Below are 26259 nucleotides of genomic sequence, written 5' to 3'. Positions count from 1 at the left end.
ATTTTGGAGAGAAGGAGGGATAAGCTATGACACATACCATTATTGTGACAGAGAGCACGGCAGATATTCCTGCAGAGCTGATTGCAAAGTATGATATACGCATTATCCCGTTACGGTTGTTTTTTGGAGAGCAGTCTTATGCGGATGGAGTCGATATAACCTCCGCTGAATTTTATAGTAAATTGTCTGCTTCAGTACAGCTGCCTACGACATCCCAGCCTTCACCGGCGGATTATACGGCGATGTACGAGAAGCTCACAGCCGAGCATCCAGGCAGTCCAATCATATCGATTCATCTGTCATCAGGCCTTAGTGGGACGTATCAGTCGGCGACGATTGGACGTTCGATGCTGGACGATCATAGCCATATTACCGTGATTGATTCCAAATCGGCTTCTTATGGGTATGGACTGGCTGTTGTGCATGCAGCAAGACTGGCCGAGCAGGGTAAAAGTGTTGCAGAGATTGAAGCCGGTGTAGCGCATATACTTAGCAGACGTGAGCTTTACTTTATGGTGGATGATCTGGAATATCTGCGCAAAGGCGGCCGGATCGGCAGAGCCTCGGCGGTGCTGGGGACGCTGCTCAACGTCAAGCCGATTCTCTCTATCGACGAGAATGGCGTGATCTATCCGGTCGAAAAGGTACGTGGACAGAAAAAAGCTATGACGCGTATTGTCGAGATGATGCGTCAAAATCTGAATGTACGTAAAATCAATCTGGCTCTTGGACATACGGCGAATCGGGAATCGTGTGAACCCTTGCTGCAGATGATCAGAGAGCATTATGAGATTGGCGAACTGGTCTTTTCTGAAGTAGGGCCTGTTATTGGTACACATGCAGGACCGGGCACAATCGCCATGTTCGCATGGCCGGATGAGGAATAGATGAGGGATGATGATGAATATCAATCTGGATCAGATTGGCGTTCGGCAGGTCAGTGGCGTGAGTGCTTCCAAAGAAGGGGAGCTTCACGCCTTTGGCATCTCTACCGTACTTGATCTGCTGGAATATTTTCCATTCCGGTATGAAGATTATCGCCTTCGTGCGCTTCAGGAGGTCAAGGACGGCGACAAAATCACGGTCGAAGGCAAGATTGTCGGCCTGCCGATATTACAGCGCTATGGCAAAAAATCACGTTTGACCTGTAAAGTTATGGTGGATGACTGGATGGTAACAGCGACCTGGTTCAATCGCCACTTTCTCAAAGACCAGCTTACTTCCGGCAGGGTCATTATTCTGACCGGCAAATGGGATCAACGCCGATCGACCATGACCATTACGGATTCGGAATTTCCGGACAAAGGAACCCAGCGCAGCGGCAGTCTGCAGCCGGTCTATTCGATCGGTGGCAAGATTACGCAGACCTGGATTCGTAAAATGATCGGTCAGGCGCTGGATCAATATGGAGAAATGATTCCCGAAGTGCTGCCTCAAGAGCTGATCCGGCAGTATAAGCTGATGCCGCGCAAACAGGCGATTCGTCAGCTGCATCAGCCTGTCGATGCAGGCGAGGGCAAGCAGGCACGTAGACGGATGGTATATGAGGAGTTATTTTTGTTCCAGCTCAAGCTGCAGGCTTATCGCAGCATGAACCGCAAGCGGTCGACAGGTATTGTGCATACGACCGATAATGCGACGATACGCGAGTTTGTACGCAGTCTTCCCTTTGAATTGACCGATGCACAGAAGCAGGTAGAGCTTGAAATTCTCAAAGATATGCGTTCTCCCCATAGTATGAATCGACTGCTGCAAGGGGATGTGGGTTCAGGCAAAACGGTTATTGCAGCGATTGCTTTGTTTGCTACGGTTCGTTCGGGTCATCAAGGCGCACTCATGGTTCCGACCGAGATCCTGGCAGAGCAGCATGTACGCTCGCTGAAGCGCATGTTTGAGCCATTTGGTATTACCGTAGAAATGCTGACCAGCAGTGTGAGTGGTCGCAAGCGCAAGGATCTGATCGCTTCCCTGCAAATGGGAATGACCGATATTATTGTCGGTACCCATGCGTTGATTCAGGAAGATGTCTTTTTCCGCAGTCTGGGACTGGTAGTTACAGATGAGCAGCATCGCTTCGGTGTCAATCAGCGCAGTGTACTGCGGCGTAAAGGATTTGATCCGGATGTGCTAACGATGACGGCTACGCCGATTCCGCGGACACTGGCGATTACCGCTTTTGGCGATATGGATGTATCCACTATTTCCGAGCGTCCCAAAGGACGCAAACCGATCTCCACTTACTGGGTCAAGCATAATATGATGGATCGGGTGATGGGTTTTATTTCCAAAGAAATCGATCAGGGACGCCAGGCTTATCTGATCTGTCCACTGATTGAAGAATCCGATAAGCTGGATGTGCAAAATGCAATTGATCTATTTGTACAGATGGATCAGGCTTTTCCGGGTTATCAGGTGGGGCTGCTGCATGGACGGATGAATGCCGCCGAAAAGGAAGAGAGCATGCGCGCCTTTTACAGCAATGAGATGCAGCTGCTCGTCTCTACAACCGTCGTTGAAGTCGGTGTCGACGTGCCAAACGCGACGCTGATGATTATCATGGATGCAGACCGGTTTGGACTGTCCCAGCTGCATCAGCTGCGTGGGCGTGTAGGTCGGGGAGAACATGAATCTTTCTGTATTCTGATAGCCGATCCCAAGTCCGAGATTGGTCAGGAACGGATGCGGGCGATGACCGAGACGGATGACGGATTTGAAGTATCGCGGCGAGATCTGGAGCTGCGCGGACCTGGAGAATTTTTCGGAACGAAGCAGAGCGGTCTGCCGGAGTTCAAGATTGCGGATATGGTCAGCGACTTTGAAGTTCTGGAAATTGCTCGCAACGATGCAGCCAGGTTGGTAAGCAATGAGTTTTTCTGGACTTCTCCGGAATATGAACCGCTGCGGGAGTTTTTGAACAGACAGCAGGTATTCCAGGGCGAACTGATCGACTGATTGTATGAAAAGTATCCATTGTGTCTAAACAATAGATAGTGTCTAAAACGAAGCTTATATCCCAATTAATATCATCATGTACTGAAATAATGAAAAGGTTGTATTCTCTAATCCATTAACAGCTATAACAGCTGAATGGCAAAAAGAATACAACCTTTTATTATATGATACAACTTATATAAACCGAGTAAAAGTATAGATCCCCAAAACGGTTATGGGATACATCAGGATAGAATGTATAAGGAAATCAAATCCTGAACAGGATTGTGTCCTAACTGATTTTCTTCATACTGGTCACTTATAGAAAGCTTATCAAGCAAAGCAGTTATCGGTTAACATGTCCAAGCCATTATTAAATATGCCAATCCTAATACATATCGACCAATCGTTCAATCTGCTGTCTGGCCAACTGTAAATTGTCTTCGTACTGCCGCTGTGTAATTTGCCCAGAAGCCTGCGCTTCCTTAAGGGTCATACTTATGTGTTCGAGAAGCTGTTCGCTGAATTGTGCGGCAGTGAAGCCCTGATGCTCTGCAATATGCTGAATGCTGTCCCCATCTTGTAAATACTGTCTTAACTCCAGAGAAGTGAGTCCAAGCAGACTGGCTGCTCCATCAATAATATAGGATAGGATAAGTTCAGAATCCAGATCTGTATATGAACTTTCACTATTATGCTGCTGGCTATCCATTAGCCGATCTTTATATAATTGGCCTGATGCTGATGCTGATGCTGATGCTGATGCTGATGCTGATGCTGATGCTGATGCTGATGCTGATGCTGTATATGAATCAGAATAGGAATGATTGTGTACCAATGATAGTCTGCTGTAATCCGGCATAAAGTCATAAGATAGTAATGTCCGGTTAGGACCTGTCTTGAGTCCGGATGCAGCAGATAGCGATGTGTGGCATACTGTGCTGCCTATGGAAATGGCCAGTGCCATTGAACTAGTGGTAAGGATATGTTTCATCTCCATGATGCTTCCTGCCTCTCTGCTGTTAAGAATACTTCTACATTGTACCCTTACTGCATGAACAATCGGTTAAGACAAACTTAAATTTGGATGAAATTGACGCAAAATGCATGCTTTTTGCAAACCTGTCACACACCAGCTGGAGACATCGTTTATACTATAGATTATGATTTTTAATGACGAAGCTGGAGGCATGGGCATTGAGCGGACATTATACAGGTATTATCTTATTACAATTATTCGAACGGGCAGCCTTGCTGCTGATCTGTTTATTTTTACTCAGCAAGCTGCCGCATTTCCGGCAGATTTTCCAAAAGGAAGTGCTGGATACCAAGGATCGTATTATTTTATCAGTTATTTTTAGTGGTTTTGCAATTTTGGGAACCTACACGGGTATCAATGTGGAAGGTTCTCTTGTTAACGTGCGGATTATAGCGGTCGTCTCGGGCGGTATTCTGTTTGGTTGGCCGGTAGGATTGATTACAGGCGTCGTCTCGGGACTTCACCGGTATCTAATTGATATTGACGGCGTGACCTCGGTTCCTTGTCTAATCACCAGTATCATCGCCGGTATTCTGTCTGGATACATTCACAGCCGGATCAGCCGCAAGCGCCGCTGGATCGTCGGGATTATCGCCGGGATGGCCTGTGAGGCGCTGACGATGCTGCTTATTCTGCTGATGAATCCGGTAGAAATCGGGCGCGAGATCGTATCCATTATTGCTCTGCCGATGATTCTGGGCGAAGTGAGTGTAGGGTTGATTGTTTTATTTGTACAGGGTGTAGAAGGAGAGCGGGAGAATATCGCTGCCAGACAGGCGAAGCTTGCGCTTGATATTGCCAATAAGACCCTGCCCTATTTTCGATCGATCAACAGCGATTCTCTGCGCAAAATATGCACGATTATTCGTGGAGATATACAGGCGGATGCGGTTGCGATTACCGATACACGCTTTATCCTGGCTTATGTAGGGATCGGGGAAGAGCGGTATAATATTGGCAACGAAATTATCACGGATGCGACCAAGCAGGCAATTTCCAGTGGGGAAATTGTCATTATCAATGATGATACCGAGGGGAAGGTACCAAATATTCAATCTCTGATTATTATTCCGCTCAAGGAAAAAGGTATTGTAACCGGCGCACTCAAGATCTATTACAGCAAAGCCTACAAAATCACCTATTCCCTGCAGACACTGGCTGTTGGTCTATCTCAGATCATTTCCACCCTGATGGAAGTGTCACGGATTGAGCAGATGAAGGAAATGGCAAATAAAGCCGAAATCAAAGCGCTGCAGACGAGTATCAATCCTCATTTTCTGTTTAATGCACTGAACGCTATTGCTTCCTCGATCCGCATCGATCCGGATAATGCGCGGGAGATGATTATTAATCTGTCCGGTTATCTGCGTCATAGTCTGGAATGGAGCGATCAGCTGATCGATATCAACAAGGAGCTCGGTCAGGTTGTCAATTATGTGGAGATTGAAAAGGCGCGATTTGGCAGCAAGTTGACAGTCATTTATGATATTGACGAAGAAGTGGAAGTGAAGATTCCCAGTCTGATTATTCAGCCGCTGGTGGAGAATGCAATTGTACATGGAATTCTCAAGGGAAGAGGATCAGGCACCGTTACCCTGTCAGTCAAAGACCGTGGAGAACAGGTAGAGATTATCGTGGAAGATACCGGTACCGGTATAGAAGATGAAATTATCCAGAAAGTATATACCAGTCAGATGCCGGAAAATCGAATCGGTCTATCCAATGTGCATCAGCGGGTAAAGCTGATCTATGGAGAGGGACTGCATATCCAGCGGCTCGACAAAGGTACCCGCATCCAATTCAAGATCAAAAAGGAGCGTTTATGAAAGCAATCGTAGTGGAAGACGAATTCCTGGCTCGCCAGGAGCTGGAATACTATATCAAAACCTACAGTAGTATCGAGATTGCAGGCAGCTTTGACGATGGTCTGGATGTGCTGAAATATGTACAAAATCATGAGGTCGATGCCATATTCCTCGATATTAATATTCCGTCTCTTGATGGCGTACTGCTCGCCCATAATATCAGCAAATTTTCGCGCAAACCGTATATTATTTTTATTACCGCGTACAAGGAACATGCGGCCGAAGCATTTGAGATCGAAGCATTCGACTATATTCTAAAACCCTATAGCGAATCACGGATTACGTCCATGCTACGCAAGCTGGAAAATACGTATGAGCGCGATCAGCAGCGCACAGACGGTATCTCCAGTCCGAATGCACAACGCCCTTCTGCAGGCTCCCAGCAGCCGGACAATACAAGTTTAACAGCTCATCCTGTAGGCAGCAGCCAGGCTTTTGTACATCATCAGGTCGATCATTCGGCAGCTCATACTGCTCATGCCCTACAGGGCAAAATCAGCCTCTGGAAAAATGATAAGATCCAGGTAATCCCTGTCGATGATGTGTATTATGCATCAGCGAGCGAGAAGGTAACCCATGTTTATACCCGGCGGGATGAATACACGGTCAACGCCAGTATCAGTGAGTTCCAGACTACATTACCGGAGGAGTATTTTTTTCGGTGTCACCGTTCATATATCGTTAATATCAGCAAAATCCGTGAAATTGTTCCATGGTTTAACAACACTTATTTACTACGCTTACATGATATGGAATACGAAGTTCCGGTCAGTCGCAGCAAGGCCAAAGAGTTCCGGCAGATCATGAATATATAAAGGCATTTCATTCCGTAAATACCGCATTTCATTCCGTATTCGTTATCGGCTCATTATTGTAGGGGTATACTTGGGTGTAGAGAATTCTCGATAAACGGACTGCTTCATTAATAGACCAGGCAGCCTGCACAGGTTGAGTACCTTACATCCTGTATACACACTATACTTCGCGGTAATTACGGAAAGGAACATCCACTATGAGCCAAATGGTAACGCACACTCAAGCTTCGATGTCACAAACCAATTCTTCCGGCAAGCCCGCCAATCGCTGGCTAATCGCGCTTGGAACCATTATCGTACAAATGGGACTTGGAACCATTTATACATGGAGCCTGTTCAATCAGCCGCTCGTTGACAAATTTGGCTGGGAACTCAGCTCGGTCGCTATTACATTCTCGATTACGAGCTTTGCTTTGGCATTTGCCACGTTGTTCTCGGGCAAATTACAGGAAAAATGGGGAATCCGCCGCCTGATTGGAACATCAGGTATTGTACTCGGTCTGGGTCTGATGCTCAGCTCACAGGTATCTTCCTTGTCACTGCTGTATTTGCTGGCTGGGGTAGTTGTCGGCTTTGCGGATGGTACTGCCTATATGACTTCACTCTCGAATCTGATCAAATGGTTCCCTGAACGCAAAGGACTGATCTCGGGTATCTCGGTCGGTGCTTATGGTACAGGCAGTCTGATTTTCAAATATATTAATGGCTCGTTAATCGGTTCAGCCGGTGTGTCTATGGCATTTCTATACTGGGGTATTATTGTACTGCTCATGATTGTGATCGGTTCTCGCCTGATTCGTGAAGCAGTAGTAATCGACACCGTTCCAGTTGCTAGCACAGAACAAGTGAAAAATAGTACAAAAAAATATCAAACCAGATCTACATCTACACCAATGGTTGTCAGTCATAATTATTCAGTCAAAGAAATGCTGAAAACCAAAGAAGCCTACTTATTATTTATTATGTTCTTTACCGCTTGTATGAGTGGACTGTACCTGATCGGTATTGTCAAAGATATTGGCGTACAGCTGGCAGGACTGGATTTGGCTACAGCAGCCAATGCCGTTGCCATGATCGCAATCTTCAATACAGTCGGTCGTATTATTCTGGGTGCGCTGTCGGATAAGGTGGGCCGGATCAAGGTTATCTGTGGTACCTTTATCGTGACAGCAGCTGCAGTGGCCGTACTGAGCTTTGTACCACTGACGTATGGCGTCTTCTTTGCTTCTGTTGCAGCTATTGCCTTTTGTTTCGGCGGTAATATTACGGTATTCCCTACAATCGTCAGTGATTTCTTCGGCCTGAAAAATCACGGCAAAAACTATGGTGTGATTTATCAGGGCTTTGGGATTGGCGCGCTATCGGGTTCCTTTGTGGCAGCCTGGATGGGCGGGTTTAAACCAACCTTTATCGTGATCGGTATTATGTGTATTATTTCCTTCCTGATTGCCGTATTGATCAAACCTCCGGTTGCACCGCAAACCACACAGGAAGAAGCTTCCAAAGAAGCGAAATGGGCTACCAAACCCCATACTGCAGGATAATGGTATTTCTTTACCATTTTGCTTAACGTCAGCTGGATACGATATGTATAAGTATTCAATAGTATCAATGATCAGATCAAATAACCTGCGATTCCGAACGCTGACATTACCTCGGAACCGCAGGTTGTTTGGTTTAATTGTATAAATATAAAAGAAATCAACATAAATAATATGGAAATTAACTTACAAAATTTAGAAAAATGATTCTTAAAGCACGGAATATAGTAATATTGAATATAACCATCTCTATCCCAACCCCCAAAGGAGGAGTGAGACGTATGTCGCAGATTCGATTGTGTACCCGGCCACAGGTTATTTATATGAATCTATTGGAAGCGTTATCCAGAGAGAGTCGCCTATCCATGTTGAAAGCACAGCATGAGTCAGTAGAACGAAGAGATCTGACTGCAGAAGCGGGATATTATACATTTGTAATGGATGATCATTCGACACTGGTGTATGTGATTATTGATCAGTCCACCAGTATTCCGTATTTGCTGTTATCGGGTCCTTCTGCTGAAGAGGCTGCGCGTCTGCTATACGAGACAGGAATGGTAGGTTCGGCAGACGAAGTTATTCAGTGGTGTCTTCAGGCAGATACGACAGAAGACAAAATGGATGCCATCTGTCGATTGGGGATTGCTTCCTATTTTCTGCCACGTCACGATATTGTCGAGATTTTTACACGGTATATGCAGGATACGGATGTGCGAGTCAGACAATCCGCCGTATTTGCAACCAGTTTTGTCGGCTGGCAGGACTTCGAACCCATGCTGCTGCGTACAGCCGAGAGAGACCCTGACGAGCGGGTATCGATGATCGCAGAGAGTGCAATTCGCATTATGCGAGAGAGCGATTGGAAAGCAGAGAAAACGACAAGATAGACAGTCCCTATATTGGTTATGCTAAATATCTGATTGAGATTGCAAGTAAGAACGTATTTATGCTGTATTTGTAGGTACGGTGAAATAGAATTATAATCAAAAGCGGTAAAAGCATTATGGTGCTTTTACCGCTTTTGATTATGATTGCAGTCAGAAAAAGATAAACAAGCGCAAAAAAACACCAAAAAAAGCGGAAATTTGCTGAAATCGGGCAAATTTCTTTATTCAGAGAATCACATTCTTCTAAATTCATGCTAAAATGTCTATAATGATGGCCATACATAACATAAGCAAACTTTTTATCAGTATAGAAAGTTTTGCATGGATATGGCATTTTATTTATTTCTCGCCAGCAGGTACACATTTATCAGTAAAAACACACCATGCTGGAGAAAGTTGCGAAGAGGTGGACGATGAACAAGAAAATGACCAATCCAGCCCTTACCCGCAATCAGAAGCTTGCAAATACATATCTGATTCGCCGCACATTATCTGTCAGCGAATTATCTGTTGTCTATGTGGCAAGACATATGGAGAAGGGCACCCTGCATGTAATCAAGGAATTCTTCCCTGGAGCATTGGTAGAGCGCAGCCGTGATCGCCGGTCGGTACAATGTTCCCAGCCAGGGCTGAAATCTAAATATAACGAAATGCTGTCTACTTTCCGTCAGGAAGGCAGTATTCTTCGTGAACTGAACCATCCCGGTATTGTAAAATATGAGGACGAATTCGAGGAGAATAATACAGCTTATCTGGTCATGGAATACTGTCGCGGAATTACGCTTGACCGGTATATTCGCCAATCTGCACCGCAGGCTGATCCTGCTTTTATGCAGTCCAGGCTGCTGCCGGTTATCGAGGCATTGGAGCATATACATCAGCTGGGGTATATTCACAGAGATGTAAAGCCCAGCAATATTATGCTCGTAGAGGATGGGCAGACCAAGCTGCTGGATTTTGGATCCGCAGTACGCTATCAGAATAAAACGCACAGCATCCTTACAACCGCAGGTTATTCACCAATCGAATTTTATTCCGGTCGTTCCAGTCAGGGACCAGTCTCGGACATTTACAGTCTGGCAGCCACATTTTATTTTTGCTGTCAGGGCCGGGCTCCGGTCGATGTACCCAAGCGTCTGTTTAATGACACATTGGAAAAGCTCGGTAGCGAACAGGTCTCTTCTCCGATTCTCTCCCGGGTTATTCACTGGGGACTGGCGGTATCGGCGGACAAGCGTTGTGCTTCACTAAAATGGTTCAAAATTGCTGTTCAAGCAGAACGCTTCTGGAAACGGAATCTGGTATTAACCCGGAGCAAAAAGGGATCTTCTATGACTACTGACGTAAAAGAGTCAATGACTCATCCAGATACGATGTCCACACTTCCATTTTCCGATGCAGAAGAGAGCATGAAAGAAAGCACTCATTTATCAAAATAAATGTTTTTGCCATCATCTAACAAGAGTATAGACTGAAAACCACACGTTTAATGTGTGGTTTTTTTGTTAAAAGAATGTAAAAATTTCTTGCAAATCATTTTACAAACTAGAAGAATATGACAGATAAAAGCGAAAAAAAATTTTAAATTACACAAACATGGACTATTTTTGGAATCATATTTGCGCAATTCAAAAATAGTACTAAAGTTTCGGTGAAATTTATAAAGTTAATATAAAAAGTAAATGATTAACAGGCGATACTTAATAATGTAATATTGACTTTTTGATATCGCCCAGTAACGTAAAGGGAAATTCAAATTCCTTACAGGAAGAACAGAGAATTGAAAAGGCGAACATGCTTTCCTATATCGGGACTAAAGACCTGTAGCTTCTCAAAATACTATAATTTTCATTAAAAGTAAAAAAGTAATAGAAATTAATTTATATTGTTATTTTTTCGACAGTAATTTTCTGCTGAAAGGAAGAATTCGATAATTTCGACAATATCTCTTATGTACATATAGTCGTATTTTCCTATAATCAAGTCTGAATTCAAAAAATTGACAACATATACTATTCATATTGTATGATACTTCCTGTAACTCGGAAGTCATGGAACCAAAGTGGGAATTGCAAACACCATTTTAATCGTATTCGTATTTTCCTCAGCTGTTTCCGGCTCCGGGTGTGAACGTTGTATACATAGCGTGAAGGCCAGAATGGAGGAAATTGCGTTGGATATTATTAATCAAACGAACCGTACAATGCTTTTTGAAGAAATTAACCCAGAAAAGCACGACCTAATCACCCTGGTTGGTGATGTCAAAGGTATCGATAGCCTTAGTGACGATAAAATCAAAGAAATCAGCCAGCATCTACTGGTGCGCAGCTTTGATGATTTTTTGAACAAATTTACACCGACCGTCTATTCTTTCTTTAATGCAGCCAATCAAAAAGTGGTCTATACCCTCAAAAAGCCGGACGGTATTGCAGATGACTGCATTTCCGAAATCCGGATCGACCAAAACAATGATTTCCTGAAAATGCTGTTCACTCTGATCGACACGAAGCGCAGCCAGGGAATCACCAATGTTGACTTCAAATTCGAGAATCTGCTGGATATGATCTCTCCTAAAAAGGTAATGGATGATATTCGTCAGGTACGTAAAGAAATTCATTATATGTATGGACAGTATGACCAGCTGGACGAAGCGGATCCGAAAAAACTGGAAATGGGCGACAAGCTCAATCAGATGTTCGAGGAAGCCAGCCAGAACTACAATAATGTTATGGCGATGCTGCCATTGGCTATTGAAGATATCAAGACCCGCCTGCTGCTGGGAAGTGCCCAGGATGATCAAGCGGCTGAAGAATTCCGTATTGGTATGCTGACTATTGGCGAAGGCGGCGAACTGCAGATCGTAGAAGCGCCCAAATCCGACACAACCGAGCTGATGCTGCTGGATGATAATGGTACAACCGAGCTGATCTCTGTCTTTGAAGAAGACTATGAGAGCGTAAGCGAGAATCCATCCATGTATGTCAAAGATCTCGTTGTTCGTACCTTCTGTCCGCTTCCGGCTATTAACACAGAAGTAAATACAGAGTTGGAAGTACAGAACTATAATACGTATCTGGAATTCTACAAAAATGCCAAAGACGAGTTTGTAAAAGCAGTCAAACCTCTGGTAGAGAAACTGCTTGGTGTGAAGATGTTCTTCGACCAGTATGCAACCAAAAACCGCGGTATGGCGCCGACCCTGCTCGTGACAAATACCAAGCTGGATATGCTGGTGAAAAGTACGAATGCACCACGTCTCGAAACTTATCTGAACACGGTCAACTCCAAAAATGACTTTACCGACACCATCTGGTTCGGTATCGTACCCTCCATTGAACTCGAAGCAGCAGGCAACGTACGCGTTAGCCGTGCCCGTTTCAAAGGAACGGAGAAATCGACCAAGCAGGAAGGCAATACACTGGAATCGCTGTCCCTATTGCTGCAGATTGTCAAAAACTACAAAGTGCAGCTGTTCTTCAACTTTGAATCCAGTGAAGAGACGACATTTAACCATGTGGCTACTTCGGGTATCGACAAGTTCATGGAGAAATGTACTCCGCTGCTGCGCCAGGATTACAGTGAATTCGCGATTCCTTGCGTACCGAACTTTACGATTATTCCAAAAGACAAATCCGGCATTGTAATTGACAGCCGTATGATGCAGACCGAAGCGGGTGTGCAGTTGTCCAAGGAAAAAGAAGATATCCTCAAGCTGTGGATCGAAGGCGTCTATGTAGGAGCTGCGTATGTGGCTGCCGGTCTGGTATCCGCTTATCAATGCCCTGAATATCTCAAAGAAATGTTCAAGGATGTACAGCGCGATGCTCCGGGCGTACGCTTTGATATTGAATCCGGCGATAACAGCCTGCGCTTTGTTACAACAATGGCCAAAGAAATCACCGGCTTTACCAATAGTATCAAGGACTCCATTAACCGCCGTAACTTCGGTTTCGTCTTCTCTTCGGAGAATGCACAGCTGCAGGGCAAAGATATTCGCAGAATCACCGTATACAAAGCAAGAAGCCTGGCAATGTCCGAAGACGGATTCGATTCCATCTACAAGACGCTGGTTAGTACGTATGTGGAGCGTATTCTGCGCTTCCAGACGAGCGATTTCAAATACGAGAACATCGTCAAATTCTTCAGCAACAACCCAAGCAGTCAGAAGAGCCGCTGGCTCGGTGCCAAAGGCGCAGTCAATTCCATCGTTCAAGATGGCGACGATCTGAACTATGTCATCGACGAGAAAAATAATCTTTGCAATATCGATCTGGTATTTAACGGCAATGTGAAAAACCTGGAAGTTACCATCACCAAGGCAACCAGCGCTGCCAGAGCCTGATCATCATGATTTGCAGCAGGACACGGCAGGGATTCCGCAATGTGAAGACGGGTATAACCGTCTGGCATCCCTGCCCGCCTGGTGCCTGATCAGCATTATGCTGTACCAGCATCGGGTAACAAGCCGGAACCGTTATACATAGAGTCATCGGCAGTATGCTTACTTTAGGACTTATTACAGAACTTCATAGCAAGCGTAATTGTGCCGGTACTCAGGTATAATGCTCAGGTTGTATGTTGGGAGTGCCTTAACAGGCTCACTCTTTTACATAAATTAAAAAAAGCATTTATATCAAGGAGGAACACAAATGGGTTTCACACTCAAAGTAGAAGGCGTAGAAACAATTGAACTGGGGATGGATAACATCCAAACGGTGATCTATGACACAGATACACCGGACGATTCCAACGCTCGTTCCACAGACGTTGGTTCCACACTGAGAATCACAGGTAAAATCATCACAGCTACCGATGGTGACAATGCAGACGACACCATGAAACTGGCACTGTGGTCCCTGGTACCTGCTGAGAAAGCAGATTGCTACCGCAAAGTAACACTGGAAGTTATCGCTGCTGATCAAGTGATCCGCAAAATCTACTTCCCTAACGCTTTTGTTGTAGATTACACAGAGCACTTCGGCGATGTAGAAGGCGTAGGTCAATTCTCGATCTACATCAAACAAAAGAAAGACAAAACCGAACTCGCGAAAATCGAGGGCGGATACGCAGTTTAATCCACCAAGTTGGAGCCGTGCAGCTGCGCGGCTCCATAACTTACTTTTGAGTATCTTTTTTTATTAAGGAGGCAGGAACGCTTGATCAATTATTATGAGGTGCTGGGCGTATCCAGGACTGCTACGGCAGCCGAGATCAAACAGACATACCGCAAGCTTGCCAAGCAGTATCATCCGGATACCAATCAGGGCAGTGCCGAAGCCGAACAGAAGTTCAAAGAAGTACAAAAAGCGTATGAGACGCTAAGTAATGACGATACCCGTCAGCAGTATGATCAGAAGCTGGCAGGAGCATCGACAGGGCGTACCGCTCCAAATGGACAGACAGCAGGAAACCGTACTTCCAACCGAACAACAGCATCGGCAGGCAGCAAAGATTTTGATCCGCGTGATGTACAGACCCAGTTTGAACGCTTTTTCGGTTTTAATCCTAAAAACAATAATGTATCTATCAAAAAAGATGACAACAAAAAGAAAAATCCGCTGGATACTTCAGCAATCTTTGAACAATATTTTGGCCCCGGAAAAAAATGATCGTGAAGTGATGGAGGTTGTACATAAGTGAAATCGGAAAGAACCGCAGGTTTATGGTGTATCGATATCGGCATTGCGCTGATCTCGCTGTCTACACTGGTGTATATTTTTGTAATTCCATCGATTTTGCTAAAAATTGTAGCCATTTTGGCTATGGTCGTTGCTTTTGGCTGGTATGCCTATCACCATTTTTTCAAAAATCAAACCGATGTACCCGTTTATCAGGAAGTACGGGAGATTATTCTTATCGATGAATTCGGCGAGCGGATCAAAGGCTGGGATATTGTCGGAGAGACCAGCATGCTGATCGGCAAGAATACCCGCCACAACAAAGTGGATATTGATCTGTCCGGCAGCGACTATGCTTCACTCATCAGTTCGCAACATGCCGTACTTAATTGTGTCAATGGCGAATGGTATGTAGAAGATGCAGATTCCAGCAATGGTACCGGTATTCGTTCTGCAGCCCAGAATAAGTCCAATAAAATCGAAATCGGACGTCCCTATCAGATTGGACCGGGAGACGTTTTATATATTGCCAACACCAGACTACTCGTAAATTAAGATTGGGAGATGAGCATAAATGAGTTTGACCAGATGCCCGAATGGACACATGTTCAGTACAAGAAGACACGGAAGCACTTGCCCTTATTGCAATACGGTTGTAGCTGCTGAAGCGGCTTATCCGAATCAGCGTCCTGCTGTACGTGTTCAGGATGAAGAAGACAAGACCATGCCTTATCTCGGAGAGACAGTTGGCATTCATCCGGTAACCGGATGGCTGGTATGCATCGAAGGCCCGCAACTGGGTCAGGATTATCGTATTATGGCGGAGAAAAACTTTATCGGTCGTGCGGAAGAAATGCATATTCGCATCATTGGTGATAACACCATTTCCAGACGCAATCATGCGGTTATCGTCTATGATCCGAAAAAGCGCAATTTCTATCTGCTACCGGGTGATGCTTCAGGACTGGCTTATCATAACAATGAAGCGGTCTATTCACCGGTGGAGCTGAATGCTTATGATGTGATCCAGCTGGGACATAGCAAATTTATCTTTATCCCGCTGTGCGGTGCCCACTTCGAATGGGAAAACAACGCTATGATTGCAGAATAGGAGAACGAAATCGTATGAGTGGAACACCTTATATTATCGTGCTCTGTGCCTGTATCATTCTGACCGGATTAATTCTCTGGCGTCGTCATTTGACTGCCGGTATGCAGGAAGATCCTATTCTGGTAGGCGAGACAACTAGAGAAACGTCCCAGGTGCTGATCGGTAACGGTCAGACTATTGGAACACGCGCTGAACAAGATGACTATTTTGCCAGCAAGGCGACTGCTGCCGGTACACTTGCGGTTTTGGCTGATGGGATCAGCGGACTGGCAAATGGACGGATGGCGAGTACGCTGGCAGTTACGACTTTCCTACGAGAATATGATGAAGTACAGAATTACCAGCAGATTCCGGACTATATGGAAGAAGCAGCTTATGCCAGCAATCGAGAGATTGTACAGCAGCTCAAGGGCAATCATGGAGGAACTACACTGGCTGCTGTCGTGATGAATGGACATCATCTGTACTGGGGAGCGGTAGGCGACAGTATTATCAGCGTATTCCGCAATAACAGTTTTATCCCGGTCAACTCCATGCATACACTGGGGGCGGTACTTAATCAAAAAGTACTGGCTGGTGAAATGACGCGGGAACAGGCAGACAGCAGTCCGCAGCGCAAGCAGCTCGTTAACTACCTGGGCTACGAAGCTTTTGACAGTATGGAGATAGGGGACTATCCATTCGTACTGCGCCCGGGAGACAAGGTGCTGCTGTGCAGCGACGGTATTCATGACGCACTGACGGAAGTGGAATTGGAAGCGATTCTGACAAGTACAGACGATCCGCAGGATGCTGCCGATCAGATCATTGATCATATTGAGCAAAAAAATCTGAAGCATCAGGATAATGCGACTGTCATCATTATGCAGCAGGGCTAACGGGGGTACCGATGAGAAGGGAAAATAGCGACGTAAAGACGGCTTTTGTGTCGGAAGCAGGCTCTTTGCTCGATAATCGTGATTATTTTGCATATACCGAACTGGATGATATGGCCTGTTATGTACTTGCGGATGGGCTGGATGAAGATCAGCAGCAGCGCAGCGCCGAGCTGGCTGCCAAGATCATCCTTGAGAACTTTATGGAAAAGCCGACGATGTCCAAATGGCGCATACGCAGATGGTTGAAAGAAGCACATGAGACACTCAAGTTCGAGAGTCGCCGGATGCGCCTCAAGGCCAGTCTGCTTGTTGTCGTTACTGACTATACCAAGTATGTATGTGCCTCCAGCGGGAATACCCGTCTGCATCATCTGCGCAACGGTCGTTTGCTACTCAAAAGCAATGACCAGAGTCTGGCCCAGATTATGGCGGATCGGGGCAAGCTGGCGCCGGATCGTGTATATCATCACGAAGAGAGCAGCAATCTGATGCAGTATCTTGGCATGCCGGAAGGATTTGGCATGTCCTTTGTCCGCAAAACGCGTATGGTCGATGGCGATGTGCTGCTGCTGAGCAGTGCCGGACTGTGGAAAGGTCTTGATTTGACCGAGATTCTGGATTCCTTGTCCGAAGCCAAAGGACCGGTGGAATTCACGGATACGCTGGAAGAGGTACTGCTTAGCAAGCAGTCTTATTACTATGACAACTATACGGCAGCAGCCGTTTATATGAACAAGGTGTATCAGGATGATCCCAAAAAGAAATGGCGGATTATCCGTCGTATTCTGATTGCTGCACTGATATTTTTTGTACTCGGTGGAGGTGTGCTCTGGGCAACCTACCGCAATATCGAGAAAAAAGCGGAAGCCGCAGCCAACCTGGTTGAGTATCAGCAGACCGGTGACCAGTATACCCAGCAGGGAGACTACAGCAAAGCGCTCAAATCGTACAGTGAAGCCCGCAATGCTGCGATCAAGATCAAGGATCGTCTGCATAAAGTGACACTGACCGATAAAATGAAAATCGCCCAGGCACTGGTCGATGGCGATGGCCATCTCAAAAATCAGGAGTATGACAAAGCGATTATCAGCTATCAGAGCGCCCAGAAACAGGCGGAGAATTATCCGATTTTCAGTGAAGCGGATATTCAGAAAAAGCTGGATCAGACCAAATCGTTTGCTGCTGTGAATGAAACGGTCAAAGATGCGGATCTCAAATTCCAGTCCGGTGAATACAGCGCAGCCAAGAAGCTGTATGAACAAGCGAGCAAGGAAGCTACTCAGGCCTCCTACACAGATGCCCAAAAGGATGTAGCGACCAAGCTCAATGATACACAGGCCAAGCTGGATGATATTCAGCAGCAGACCCAGGAGCTGCGCGCCGAGAAGCAAGAGAAACGTGGAGACAAAGCACTGGACGCTGGTAACTATGATCTGGCTGTAGATGCTTATGGAGATGCGCAGGGCATTTACCAGGATATTGACAAGCTGGAAAAAGTACTGGCGATGGAGCGCAAAATCAGCAAAGTGGAAGCCGAACAGGACAAGCTGGCTGAAGAAGCCAAAAGTGCTGCTGATGCGGCATCCGCGGCATCAGCTCAGGCAGCGGCCGCAGCAGCCATGAATAGCAGTATGCCTGCAGCTGCGTCAGGTACGGGGATGAATCCCGCAGGCACAGCAGCCAACACCAATAGCCCCGATACAGTAGCTTCCGGCACAAGTGGTACAGCTGCCGGTACGGGTGCAGGAACACAATATGGACTGACAGACAGCCGAATTGCCAGATAATATCGTTTTCCTCATTGAATTTAGAACAGACAGCAGCGAAAGGAGAGGGTGATCCATGAAAGAAATGCTGGAGTCCCTCATGCAGGATCGGATTCATAAGCTGAGCCAGCTCGAAGACCGCAAACTGATGCGTCAGCTGGTTAATGAATTCCTTGTTAATATGGTTGATTATCAGGATCAGATGCTGGACAAACTGGAGCAGCGTGTACTGGAAGAAAGCAAAACGCTCAGCAGCCTGTACGATATTCATACTACGATCTATCGGCAAGAAGACTGGGATGTATCGCATGAATTTCTGCATCCGGTACTGCCGGAAGATGTACAGCCGCAGGTACTGAGTCTGCCGGAGCTGCTGATGGTTCAGCAGGGAGTAGAACAGCCATCCGGCAATCGGCTGATCCGCCTTTTTCTGGAAATGGACAGTGCGCAAGTACTGGCACTCACCCGCAGTGAACGCATTTTCCGGGCGCGGGTAACGACAGATGTTGGTGTGTATCATGTAGGGGTTCAGCTCAGACCAAGCACCGATTACCAGCGTGAGATCGAACGGCTGTATCATAATTTCCAGGTAAATGGATTGGCATGGCGAACGGTTCATCATCCGTATATTTATAAATTTGTAGATGTCATGTTACATAGCTGGGAACAGAAGCCGCAACCGGAAGAATCTATTGTATCCATTACTGTAGATATGGAAGAGTACGAATCGTATCAGCGCCCCGGCTGGATTCCGGTATGGAACGTGCAGCGATTGAAGATCAAGAACAGTGGCTTTCCGATTCCGGCGCTGGACCGGATACATTACGAGCATATTATTGTACTGCATAAATATGGCTCTGAACACGGATACCTGGCAGATGGAGAAGCGTCGGATATCCGCTATATCAAACGCAGTCCAGGAGAAATGGTCATCGTCTCGCCGGGAGATCGTTCGGGATTCTGGGATATTATCAAAATCAACCGCCCGGTCGAGCAGCGCTGGTCATCTTCTTCGTATCCGCTGGTGAGCAATGGTCATCTGGATCAATTTGTTCATCATCATGCTGCAGGACAGATGCTGCCGGTGCGTACTATGGGAGAACTAACCCGAATGGTTCGTGCACAGCAGGCTTCAGCAGGAGTCGAACTGCAAAATGTACAGGTTCGCCAGCATGCAGATACTGGCGATGCTGATTCTACAGAAGCGATCGAATTGAACCCATTTCTCGGGGATAATATTCGTCTGGATGCACATCGTCCGATACTGGAACTTCATTTCCGCCGGTTACCTGAACACCGTCTTCCTGCTTTTTTGCATGGTGATCAGCTGGCTTATCTTACGGCTGAACTTCAGCGCCAGCTGCCGGAATACCGCTGCAAAGGAGTCTGGCTGTGAACTATATCTGGGATTTGATGATCAAAGCACAGGATAATGGCATAGAGCCGCAGCAGATTCATTTCCGGCCGGCTCGCAATTATTCGCCATACATGGAACTCAGTCTGTATGATCTGAATGCAACTACGGTCGATACGTATGTGGAACTGAATCCGTACTATCGCTTTGAACAATTGTTTGGCAGCTGGTTCCATCCGGATCTGGAAGAGGATGAGGAGTTCCGACATGCCTTGTTCGATATTATCGTTCATTTCCTGGCGCAGATGGATATGTACCAGGGCATGACCCGAAGAGAGTATCATATTCGTTTTATTTTGCGTGATATCGAAGAAGGTGTATTTGGAGAGGCCGCTGTTCATCAGCTGGCACTGCTCAGCCGCGAAGAACGGGAACAGCTGGGAGAGCAGCTGCTGCGTCTGTACGAGACCGGAGAGCCACTTGCGCTGTTACGCCGTACACTCCGTGACTGGTTTCCGCGTTCCCTGATCTATGTCAACCGTGAGGAAAAGGAAGAATTGATGATCTATATCGGCAAGCAGGATACACCGCCGAATAGAGCCAAAGTAGAACTGCTGCTGACGCTGTTCCTGCCTGTGCATTTCGAAGTAAGACTGTATTGGACACATCACTTTGGTCTGATCGGCACAGGAGAGACGATGATTATGGACCGGATCGCAATGTACTGATTGAGGGAAAGGAATGACCGCAATGAATAAACCATACTCCTACCGGCTGCACAATCATCCGCTGGAACCCCAGAGCAGTAAGGGTCAGGCTCGTTTTACCAGAGAAGAACTGGAAGAGATGACCACCTTTGAACTGCGCAATATTTGTTATAAAGAGCGTCTGGTTGAAGGGATCGCAGGTACACTGGACCGCGAAGAACTGATTCGCACGATTCTCAAGTTCCGTGGCATGCAGAATACACTGCGTATCGAGCAGTTCCGCAAAGGTGGATTCGAGCGGATTCAGTCGGTACTGGGACGCTATCTGAATGCACAGAAGCCGGATCATGGCAGCATCAGAGTGCCTGCCCGTATCGTACTGTACCAGGGGATTCGCCTAGGCAGACTCGATGGATACAAAATCGAGTCCGGTACAGTGATCGGCGAGAATGTATTGCTCGTGAACGGCAATGGAGAGCTGTGCGGTATTCTGAACGTGAAGATGATTGAAGATCAACCTGGCAAATATCTGCTCAGTGCACCAAGTCACTGGGAACACCGAATGACATCGAACCAGAATTACAGTCTTTACTTTACCCGCCGTCAGGACTCGGATTATCTATATCACGCGTATTACAGTGATCGTCCGCTGATTCCTTCCAATCTGCATTATTACCGTGTGCCGGTAGCAGAACTGGAGATTCGTATGCCGGAGCCAACCGATACGGTGCTGGCAATCGACTTTGGTACATCGAATACAACAGCAGGTGCGTATCTGGGTAGTGGCTACGGTTCGATGATCCAGCGGGAAGATTCTCCGGTGCGCAGTACGGATCGCTTGCTTGGAGAAAGTAATGCTTATCGCACTCAGGATGCTGTCAATTATGTAGTTTTCCCGAATGTGACCGACAAGCAGGAGCAGTGGCTGGAACTGCTGCCGACGCTGGCAGCTGCAGCCGATTGCGCGGATCCGGATAATGTCCGTCTCGTATACGGCTATGATGCGCTGGCTTATATTCAGCGCAATGGTCATAACAGCAGAGCTACCGTGTTCCGCGGGATGAAGCGCTGGGTGAATGATTATGAGCGGGTGGAAGAACTGATGGATGCGGCAGGCAATACCGCCTATCTGTCCCGCAGCGAGATTCTCAAAGGTTATATTTCCTATGTAGTTGAGACCGCCGAACAGCAGTTCAAATGCCGATTCGAGCATCTGCATATTTCCAGTCCGGTCAAGCTCAAAACCCAGTTCCTCGACATGTTCAACCAGATCCTGCCGGATTATCGGATCGAGATGAACGATGCGCTGGATGAAGGCATGGCGGTACTGTACAACACCATCGCCGACCAGATCGACAAAGGAACCTATATTGACGGCGAAGAGTATCAGGCGCTTGTAATCGACTGTGGTGGAGGAACAACCGATCTCAGTTCCTGCCGATTCAGCATTCATGAAGGTCGTATCTCCTACGGTCTGGATATCCATACCAGCTATGAGAACGGCGATACCAACTTTGGCGGTAACAATATCACCTACCGGATTATGCAGTGGATGAAGATTGTATTTGCCGAATGGTACAGCGGTCAGCAGCGCCGGATCGATATGGATGCCCTGATCGATATTCCGGGTGCAGAGCTGTTCCGCTATGTGGATGAGTACGGTATCAAGGCTGTGTATGAAGGTATGGAAGCACGCTATCTGGAAGCGGAGAAGATTATTCCGACAAAATATCGGGATTATGAGCATCACAGCCGGGATGAATATCAGCGTGTACGTGGTAATTTTTACTTCCTGTGGGCGATGGCCGATCAGATGAAGCAGGAGTTCTTCCGCAAGACCGGTATTCTGCGCAGCCGCTTCCAGGATGATAACGAGACCATTCTGGACAGTGACATCAAAATTACCAAAGTAGACCGCTGGTTCTTGTCTGTCAGTGAGCCGGATGGACGATTGCGTAATGAGTACCGTCCACCGGATGTTGTATTTAATATCCGCGAGATCAATCAGCTGATCAAAGCGGATATCTACGAGATTGTCCGCAAGTTCCTGGATGAGTTCTATCAGGATGGACGGCTGCAGGATTACTCGATTATCAAATTGACCGGACAGTCTTGCCGAATCGATGTGTTCCGTGAAGCACTCAAAGAATTCGTTCCCGGTCGCAGTATTGAGTTCCGTCAAAAGGCCAAAGAAAACAGCCAGGTGCCGGATCTCAAGCTTGCCTGCCTGCGCGGAGCGATCCGTTACTTGAATGCCAAGAAAATCGGCATGATCAAGCCGGTACTAACCAATGAAATCCCGGCAATTCCGTATTCGGTCAGCGCCTATACGCATACCCGTCAGGAGAAAATGCTGATCCGCAGTCTGGAACGCAACCATACGTACGGTCATGTATCCAGACCGCAGCATACGTCCGAGATTGAGTTCTTCGTCTGGGCCGATGACGGCAGTCTGCGCCACCGGTACATTTACAAAGGCTGGGCACCGAGCTTCCGCCAGGTCGTATATGAAGAAATTGCCGATATGTACGGCGACCATATCATCCAGGACGAGACGGATTCGATCAGCAACGGCGAGACCAAGTTTTTCGTATTCGCCGGCGATCAGCGCTGGGGATTCAATGTGGTACCGGTACTGCGTGACAATGAACAGCTGTATGTGGCGAATCGTCAGTTCTTTGCTTTTGAAAATGATCTGTCGGAGCTTGATTTCTTTGACGGCACCAAATAAATCGTATTGATATTCGGTTCAGATAATCAGCCCGGATCATGAGCTATGGTTCTACGTAGTATGGTCTGATCGAGAGTAAGACCAAGATTGAATAGAAGCCTGCAGAGCGGAAGATTCTCCGCTCGCTGCGCTTCTTCAGAGTGATTCTGTTACTCCATATGTGTTCTCCATATCGTTGAATTAATCATAAGCAGCATTTGTTCCGGATCGCATATAATTAACAGTTCTTTTCGACGGATCTGCCCATATCCTTCAGCCGGAAAGGCCGGTTCAGTGCCCGGGATCAGATTCTGTCTGTTCCTGCCTATAAGAATCTATACACCTACAAGAAAGTAAATGAGCAACATGGCAGTTGAATAGCAGTCCCCAAGATAAGTAGTACTACCGGAACACGATCCAATCAGAATACAGCCAGGACAGAGAGCAGAAGCAACAGAGTCACTCTGAAGCAGCGGAGTTAAGCAACCTATTATATTATCGATGTTTACAACAGAAAGAAGGGAGGAACCGGTATGTTCCAATATAGTTATCCCCGGTTCGAGAAAGGACGCGTACTCAAGACAGAGATGCTTGCCAGTGTACGGGATTATCCCCGTAGTCTGGTCGACGTGCGCTATCACGAGTACAGCGATGGCATTATTACAGGTGCACAAGTGACAGTGAACGAGCGTGAGCTGACGATTGCTCCAGGGCTTATCAAGCATCAGGGCCGGTTGTATGTGCTGGAGCAGCAGCAACATATTGAATACGATGCAACCGGTGTAGAGACTATACTGAAGGTGCGTTTTTACGAGAATGGATCAGACCGGGATTTTGAACGGTATACCGGAGAGATTGTACTGGAAGAGGAGATTGACAGTAACAGCGAAATCGAGCTGGGCCGATTCAAGCTGAAGCACGGGGCTGTATTGCGATCGGAATATGTAGACTTTGCCGATCTGGTAACGGAGTATAATACGTTCCACACAATTCATATTCAGTACAGCGGCATTGGAGAAGCTACAGTATCGCCTTTTGTATTCCGCTGGTTTGCCCGCGAACTGTTTGCCCAGGGAGCCAGTCACCCGAATCCACTGGATCTGTCATTCGGACTGATGTGCCTGAACGAGGAACGTATCCAGCGTGCCGCAGTGCTGAGTTATCTCTCTGCCCGGTTCGGTCACCCTTACCGCGAGATGGACAATATCAAGATTCACCATTCCCTGGAACGCGTACTCGCCGAGAACGGCGGCCGCCGCGGCAAGTCTGGTATGCAGCGCTCCGGTCCGCAGCGGATGCTGGTAGATTAGGATAGCAGTTAGATTATTGAGAGTAATTTCAGAGTTATAGTATAGAGGGAATTGGCGCAGCGGTAGGGTCATATACAGATGACCTACCATATGCGCCGATTTGTTATAAATAGAGGTTGAGAAAGGGGAATACCCATGCAGCATGTGATTACATATGATCAGATTGAGATCATGCCCTATAAGCTTGTTCGACTTCACGATTTTAAAGTAGTAAAGACGGTGAATGATCATGCCCGGATGACCTTTACCGGTATTATCGATGAACATCGCCGGGAATTATATGTCAAAGCTTCAGATGAAGATACTCAGATTAAAGTATTTGTTACCGATGGCAGTGGTCACCGCCACCCTATTTTCCGTGGCATCGCCATGGAGGTAGAGGAGCACGTAGTCAATGGCGTGCATTACCTGACCGTTGAAGCTGTCTCGCATACTTATGAACTGGATATCAAGCGTCACAAGCGTTCTTTCCAGAATCCAGGGATGACGTATAACGAACTGATCCACAAAATCATCGCACCCTATGGCAAAGCAGAGGGCCAAGATATGGTCACCGACAGGCAAGCAATCGGTACCTTCATCATGCAGTATGACGAGACCGACTGGGAATTCCTCAAGCGTCTGGCTTCCCATTTCTATTCTCCGCTTATTCCAGCTGTCGGTTATGGGGTACCCAAATTTTACTTTGGACTCCCGATGGGACTGGACAAAGGCGAGATCGATTCGATCAATTACAAAGTGAACAAACGTGTCGCCGACTATCAGCGCGCTGCCGAGAATCATGTTCCAGGCGTACAGGATCAGGATTTTATCCAGTATGAAGTAGAGTCGGTCAAAGTATTGGAACCCGGCTACGAAGTGACTTTCCGTGGGCAAAAGCTGCTGGTAAGCGAGGCCGTTACAGAGATGAAAGAAAGCGTTCTGACCCATACGTACAAGCTGTCCCCGCGCAGCGGCATCCGCCCGATTAAAAATTACAACCGTACAATCATCGGCGCTTCCATCTACGGCAAGGTCGTCTGCATCCACCGGGACAAGGTACAAATCAAGTTCAAAATGGACGAACAGCTGGATCAGAGTACCGATTTCTGGTTCCCGTATTCAACGATCTATGCATCCGCAGATAATACCGGATGGTACTGTATGCCGGAAGAAAATGATGATATCCGCATTTATTTCCCATCGTATCGGGAAGAGGAATGTTATGCGATGAGTTCGGTGAAAAGGGATGCTCCAGCAACAGCAGCAGCACCTGCACCAGCGGTATCTGGTTCGCATGCATCCGGTGGTGAAGGATCTTCCATCCCAGCAGCGTCTAGTTCGCATGTAATCGGCAGTAGAGAACCATCATCTTCGACAGCATCTGCATCTAATGTTACGAGTCAAAAAACGATTGAAGCGCAAATGGATCCTCGTCTGGCGCAGGATCGCATGTCTGATCCAGCAGTCAAGACGATGAGGACGAAAAGTGGCAAAGAAATTATGCTTGCCCCGCACGAAATTGTCATTTCCAGTGGTAGCAGTCTGTATATCAAGATTAGTGATTCTGAAGGGATTATTATTAACAGTCCCTCCAACGTCAATATAACAGCAGGTGCAGAGATGACACTGTCTTCCAAAGATATGAAATTGAATGCAGGAACTATTGAATTGATGGGCAATGGCAACAGCATCCGATTGGATGATAAAACTACCTTTATGGCTACTGAAGTCAAAATGAATTAAGA

Annotated in this window: 20 protein-coding genes; 19 read left to right on the top strand and 1 reads right to left on the bottom strand. The window is 46.7% G+C overall.

The features are described from left to right. Positions 1-26: 26 nt before the first annotated feature. Together WH46_RS11775 and recG are read left to right on the top strand one after the other, a co-directional pair. Positions 27-887 (top strand): DegV family protein, encoded by an 861-nt coding sequence (locus WH46_RS11775; protein ID WP_046226800.1) that lies wholly within the window; start codon positions 27-29, stop codon positions 885-887. Positions 888-900: 13 nt separating this feature from the next. After that, positions 901-2952 (top strand): ATP-dependent DNA helicase RecG, encoded by a 2052-nt coding sequence (gene recG / locus WH46_RS11770; protein ID WP_046227242.1) that lies wholly within the window; start codon positions 901-903, stop codon positions 2950-2952. 367 nt (positions 2953-3319) lie between these two features. On the opposite strand, the gene WH46_RS24060 is transcribed toward recG, so the two are convergent. Beyond that, positions 3320-3925 carry a KH domain-containing protein gene (locus tag WH46_RS24060; protein ID WP_156172254.1) on the bottom strand — a complete coding sequence of 202 codons (606 nt, stop codon included), beginning with the start codon at positions 3923-3925 and terminating at the stop codon, positions 3320-3322. Positions 3926-4104: 179 nt separating this feature from the next. Here WH46_RS24060 and WH46_RS11755 point away from each other — a divergent pair, with 179 nt between their 5' ends. The 17 genes from WH46_RS11755 (at position 4105) to WH46_RS11675 (ending at position 26257) form a co-directional block, all read left to right on the top strand. Then, the gene (locus tag WH46_RS11755) at positions 4105-5796 is read left to right on the top strand and encodes a sensor histidine kinase (RefSeq protein WP_197088271.1); all 1692 of its coding nucleotides are present in this window, start codon (positions 4105-4107) and stop codon (positions 5794-5796) included. Further along, entirely contained in the window at positions 5793-6650 is an 858-nt protein-coding gene (locus WH46_RS11750) for a LytR/AlgR family response regulator transcription factor (RefSeq protein ID WP_046226797.1), read from the top strand. The genes WH46_RS11755 and WH46_RS11750 overlap by 4 nt, the downstream gene beginning before the upstream one ends. A gap of 206 nt (positions 6651-6856) precedes the next feature. Next, positions 6857-8194: an L-lactate MFS transporter gene (locus WH46_RS11745; RefSeq protein WP_231584353.1), complete on the top strand. Its 1338-nt coding sequence runs from the start codon at positions 6857-6859 to the stop codon at positions 8192-8194. Between the two features lie 278 nt (positions 8195-8472). Beyond that, entirely contained in the window at positions 8473-9078 is a 606-nt protein-coding gene (locus WH46_RS11740; protein WP_046226796.1) for a HEAT repeat domain-containing protein, read from the top strand. A gap of 413 nt (positions 9079-9491) precedes the next feature. After that, positions 9492-10517: a serine/threonine protein kinase gene (locus WH46_RS11735; protein ID WP_046226795.1), complete on the top strand. Its 1026-nt coding sequence runs from the start codon at positions 9492-9494 to the stop codon at positions 10515-10517. 734 nt (positions 10518-11251) lie between these two features. Then, on the top strand, positions 11252-13420 hold the full coding sequence (locus WH46_RS11730; RefSeq protein ID WP_046226794.1) for a hypothetical protein: 2169 nt from the start codon (positions 11252-11254) through the stop codon (positions 13418-13420). A 307-nt stretch (positions 13421-13727) separates the two neighbouring features. Next, entirely contained in the window at positions 13728-14153 is a 426-nt protein-coding gene (locus WH46_RS11725; RefSeq protein ID WP_046226793.1) for a hypothetical protein, read from the top strand. A gap of 81 nt (positions 14154-14234) precedes the next feature. Continuing rightward, the gene (locus tag WH46_RS24505; RefSeq protein WP_017814713.1) at positions 14235-14687 is read left to right on the top strand and encodes a DnaJ domain-containing protein; all 453 of its coding nucleotides are present in this window, start codon (positions 14235-14237) and stop codon (positions 14685-14687) included. A 27-nt stretch (positions 14688-14714) separates the two neighbouring features. Continuing rightward, positions 14715-15251 carry an FHA domain-containing protein gene (locus WH46_RS11715; protein WP_017814714.1) on the top strand — a complete coding sequence of 179 codons (537 nt, stop codon included), beginning with the start codon at positions 14715-14717 and terminating at the stop codon, positions 15249-15251. A 19-nt stretch (positions 15252-15270) separates the two neighbouring features. Next, positions 15271-15807, top strand: coding sequence for an FHA domain-containing protein (locus WH46_RS11710; protein WP_017814715.1), 537 nt, complete (start codon positions 15271-15273; stop codon positions 15805-15807). A gap of 14 nt (positions 15808-15821) precedes the next feature. Then, a complete protein-coding gene (locus tag WH46_RS11705; RefSeq protein ID WP_046226792.1) occupies positions 15822-16685 on the top strand; it encodes a PP2C family protein-serine/threonine phosphatase in 864 nt (287 codons plus the stop codon). An 11-nt stretch (positions 16686-16696) separates the two neighbouring features. After that, on the top strand, positions 16697-18472 hold the full coding sequence (locus tag WH46_RS11700; RefSeq protein WP_046226791.1) for a PP2C family protein-serine/threonine phosphatase: 1776 nt from the start codon (positions 16697-16699) through the stop codon (positions 18470-18472). A 55-nt stretch (positions 18473-18527) separates the two neighbouring features. Beyond that, a complete protein-coding gene (locus tag WH46_RS11695; protein ID WP_052714210.1) occupies positions 18528-19847 on the top strand; it encodes a hypothetical protein in 1320 nt (439 codons plus the stop codon). Beyond that, positions 19844-20533, top strand: coding sequence for a hypothetical protein (locus tag WH46_RS11690; protein WP_017814719.1), 690 nt, complete (start codon positions 19844-19846; stop codon positions 20531-20533). The genes WH46_RS11695 and WH46_RS11690 overlap by 4 nt, the downstream gene beginning before the upstream one ends. Positions 20534-20555: 22 nt before the next feature. Continuing rightward, positions 20556-23243 (top strand): acetate and sugar kinases/Hsc70/actin family protein, encoded by a 2688-nt coding sequence (locus WH46_RS11685; protein WP_017814720.1) that lies wholly within the window; start codon positions 20556-20558, stop codon positions 23241-23243. A 512-nt stretch (positions 23244-23755) separates the two neighbouring features. Next, positions 23756-24532 (top strand): hypothetical protein, encoded by a 777-nt coding sequence (locus tag WH46_RS11680; RefSeq protein WP_046226790.1) that lies wholly within the window; start codon positions 23756-23758, stop codon positions 24530-24532. Positions 24533-24667: 135 nt separating this feature from the next. After that, positions 24668-26257, top strand: a complete 1590-nt coding sequence (locus WH46_RS11675) for a contractile injection system protein, VgrG/Pvc8 family (RefSeq protein WP_046226789.1) — start codon at positions 24668-24670, stop codon at positions 26255-26257. Positions 26258-26259 lie beyond the last annotated feature (2 nt).

The sequence above is a fragment of the Paenibacillus dauci genome, from assembly GCF_000971985.1.
Taxonomy (GTDB): Bacteria; Bacillota; Bacilli; order Paenibacillales; family Paenibacillaceae; genus Saccharibacillus; species Saccharibacillus dauci.
This window is presented reverse-complemented; position numbering and strand designations above follow the sequence as displayed.

What these genes read in the sequence shown, in the direction of transcription:
- WH46_RS11775 (WP_046226800.1), top strand. Translation starts at nt 27, where the DNA reads ATGACACATACCATTATTGTGACAGAGAGCACGGCAGATATTCCTGCA.
- recG (WP_046227242.1), top strand. Translation starts at nt 901, where the DNA reads ATGAATATCAATCTGGATCAGATTGGCGTTCGGCAGGTCAGTGGCGTG.
- WH46_RS24060 (WP_156172254.1), bottom strand. Translation starts at nt 3,925, where the DNA reads ATGAAACATATCCTTACCACTAGTTCAATGGCACTGGCCATTTCCATA.
- WH46_RS11755 (WP_197088271.1), top strand. Translation starts at nt 4,105, where the DNA reads ATGACGAAGCTGGAGGCATGGGCATTGAGCGGACATTATACAGGTATT.
- WH46_RS11750 (WP_046226797.1), top strand. Translation starts at nt 5,793, where the DNA reads ATGAAAGCAATCGTAGTGGAAGACGAATTCCTGGCTCGCCAGGAGCTG.
- WH46_RS11745 (WP_231584353.1), top strand. Translation starts at nt 6,857, where the DNA reads ATGGTAACGCACACTCAAGCTTCGATGTCACAAACCAATTCTTCCGGC.
- WH46_RS11740 (WP_046226796.1), top strand. Translation starts at nt 8,473, where the DNA reads ATGTCGCAGATTCGATTGTGTACCCGGCCACAGGTTATTTATATGAAT.
- WH46_RS11735 (WP_046226795.1), top strand. Translation starts at nt 9,492, where the DNA reads ATGAACAAGAAAATGACCAATCCAGCCCTTACCCGCAATCAGAAGCTT.
- WH46_RS11725 (WP_046226793.1), top strand. Translation starts at nt 13,728, where the DNA reads ATGGGTTTCACACTCAAAGTAGAAGGCGTAGAAACAATTGAACTGGGG.
- WH46_RS11710 (WP_017814715.1), top strand. Translation starts at nt 15,271, where the DNA reads ATGAGTTTGACCAGATGCCCGAATGGACACATGTTCAGTACAAGAAGA.
- WH46_RS11705 (WP_046226792.1), top strand. Translation starts at nt 15,822, where the DNA reads ATGAGTGGAACACCTTATATTATCGTGCTCTGTGCCTGTATCATTCTG.
- WH46_RS11700 (WP_046226791.1), top strand. Translation starts at nt 16,697, where the DNA reads ATGAGAAGGGAAAATAGCGACGTAAAGACGGCTTTTGTGTCGGAAGCA.
- WH46_RS11695 (WP_052714210.1), top strand. Translation starts at nt 18,528, where the DNA reads ATGAAAGAAATGCTGGAGTCCCTCATGCAGGATCGGATTCATAAGCTG.
- WH46_RS11685 (WP_017814720.1), top strand. Translation starts at nt 20,556, where the DNA reads ATGAATAAACCATACTCCTACCGGCTGCACAATCATCCGCTGGAACCC.
- WH46_RS11680 (WP_046226790.1), top strand. Translation starts at nt 23,756, where the DNA reads ATGTTCCAATATAGTTATCCCCGGTTCGAGAAAGGACGCGTACTCAAG.
- WH46_RS11675 (WP_046226789.1), top strand. Translation starts at nt 24,668, where the DNA reads ATGCAGCATGTGATTACATATGATCAGATTGAGATCATGCCCTATAAG.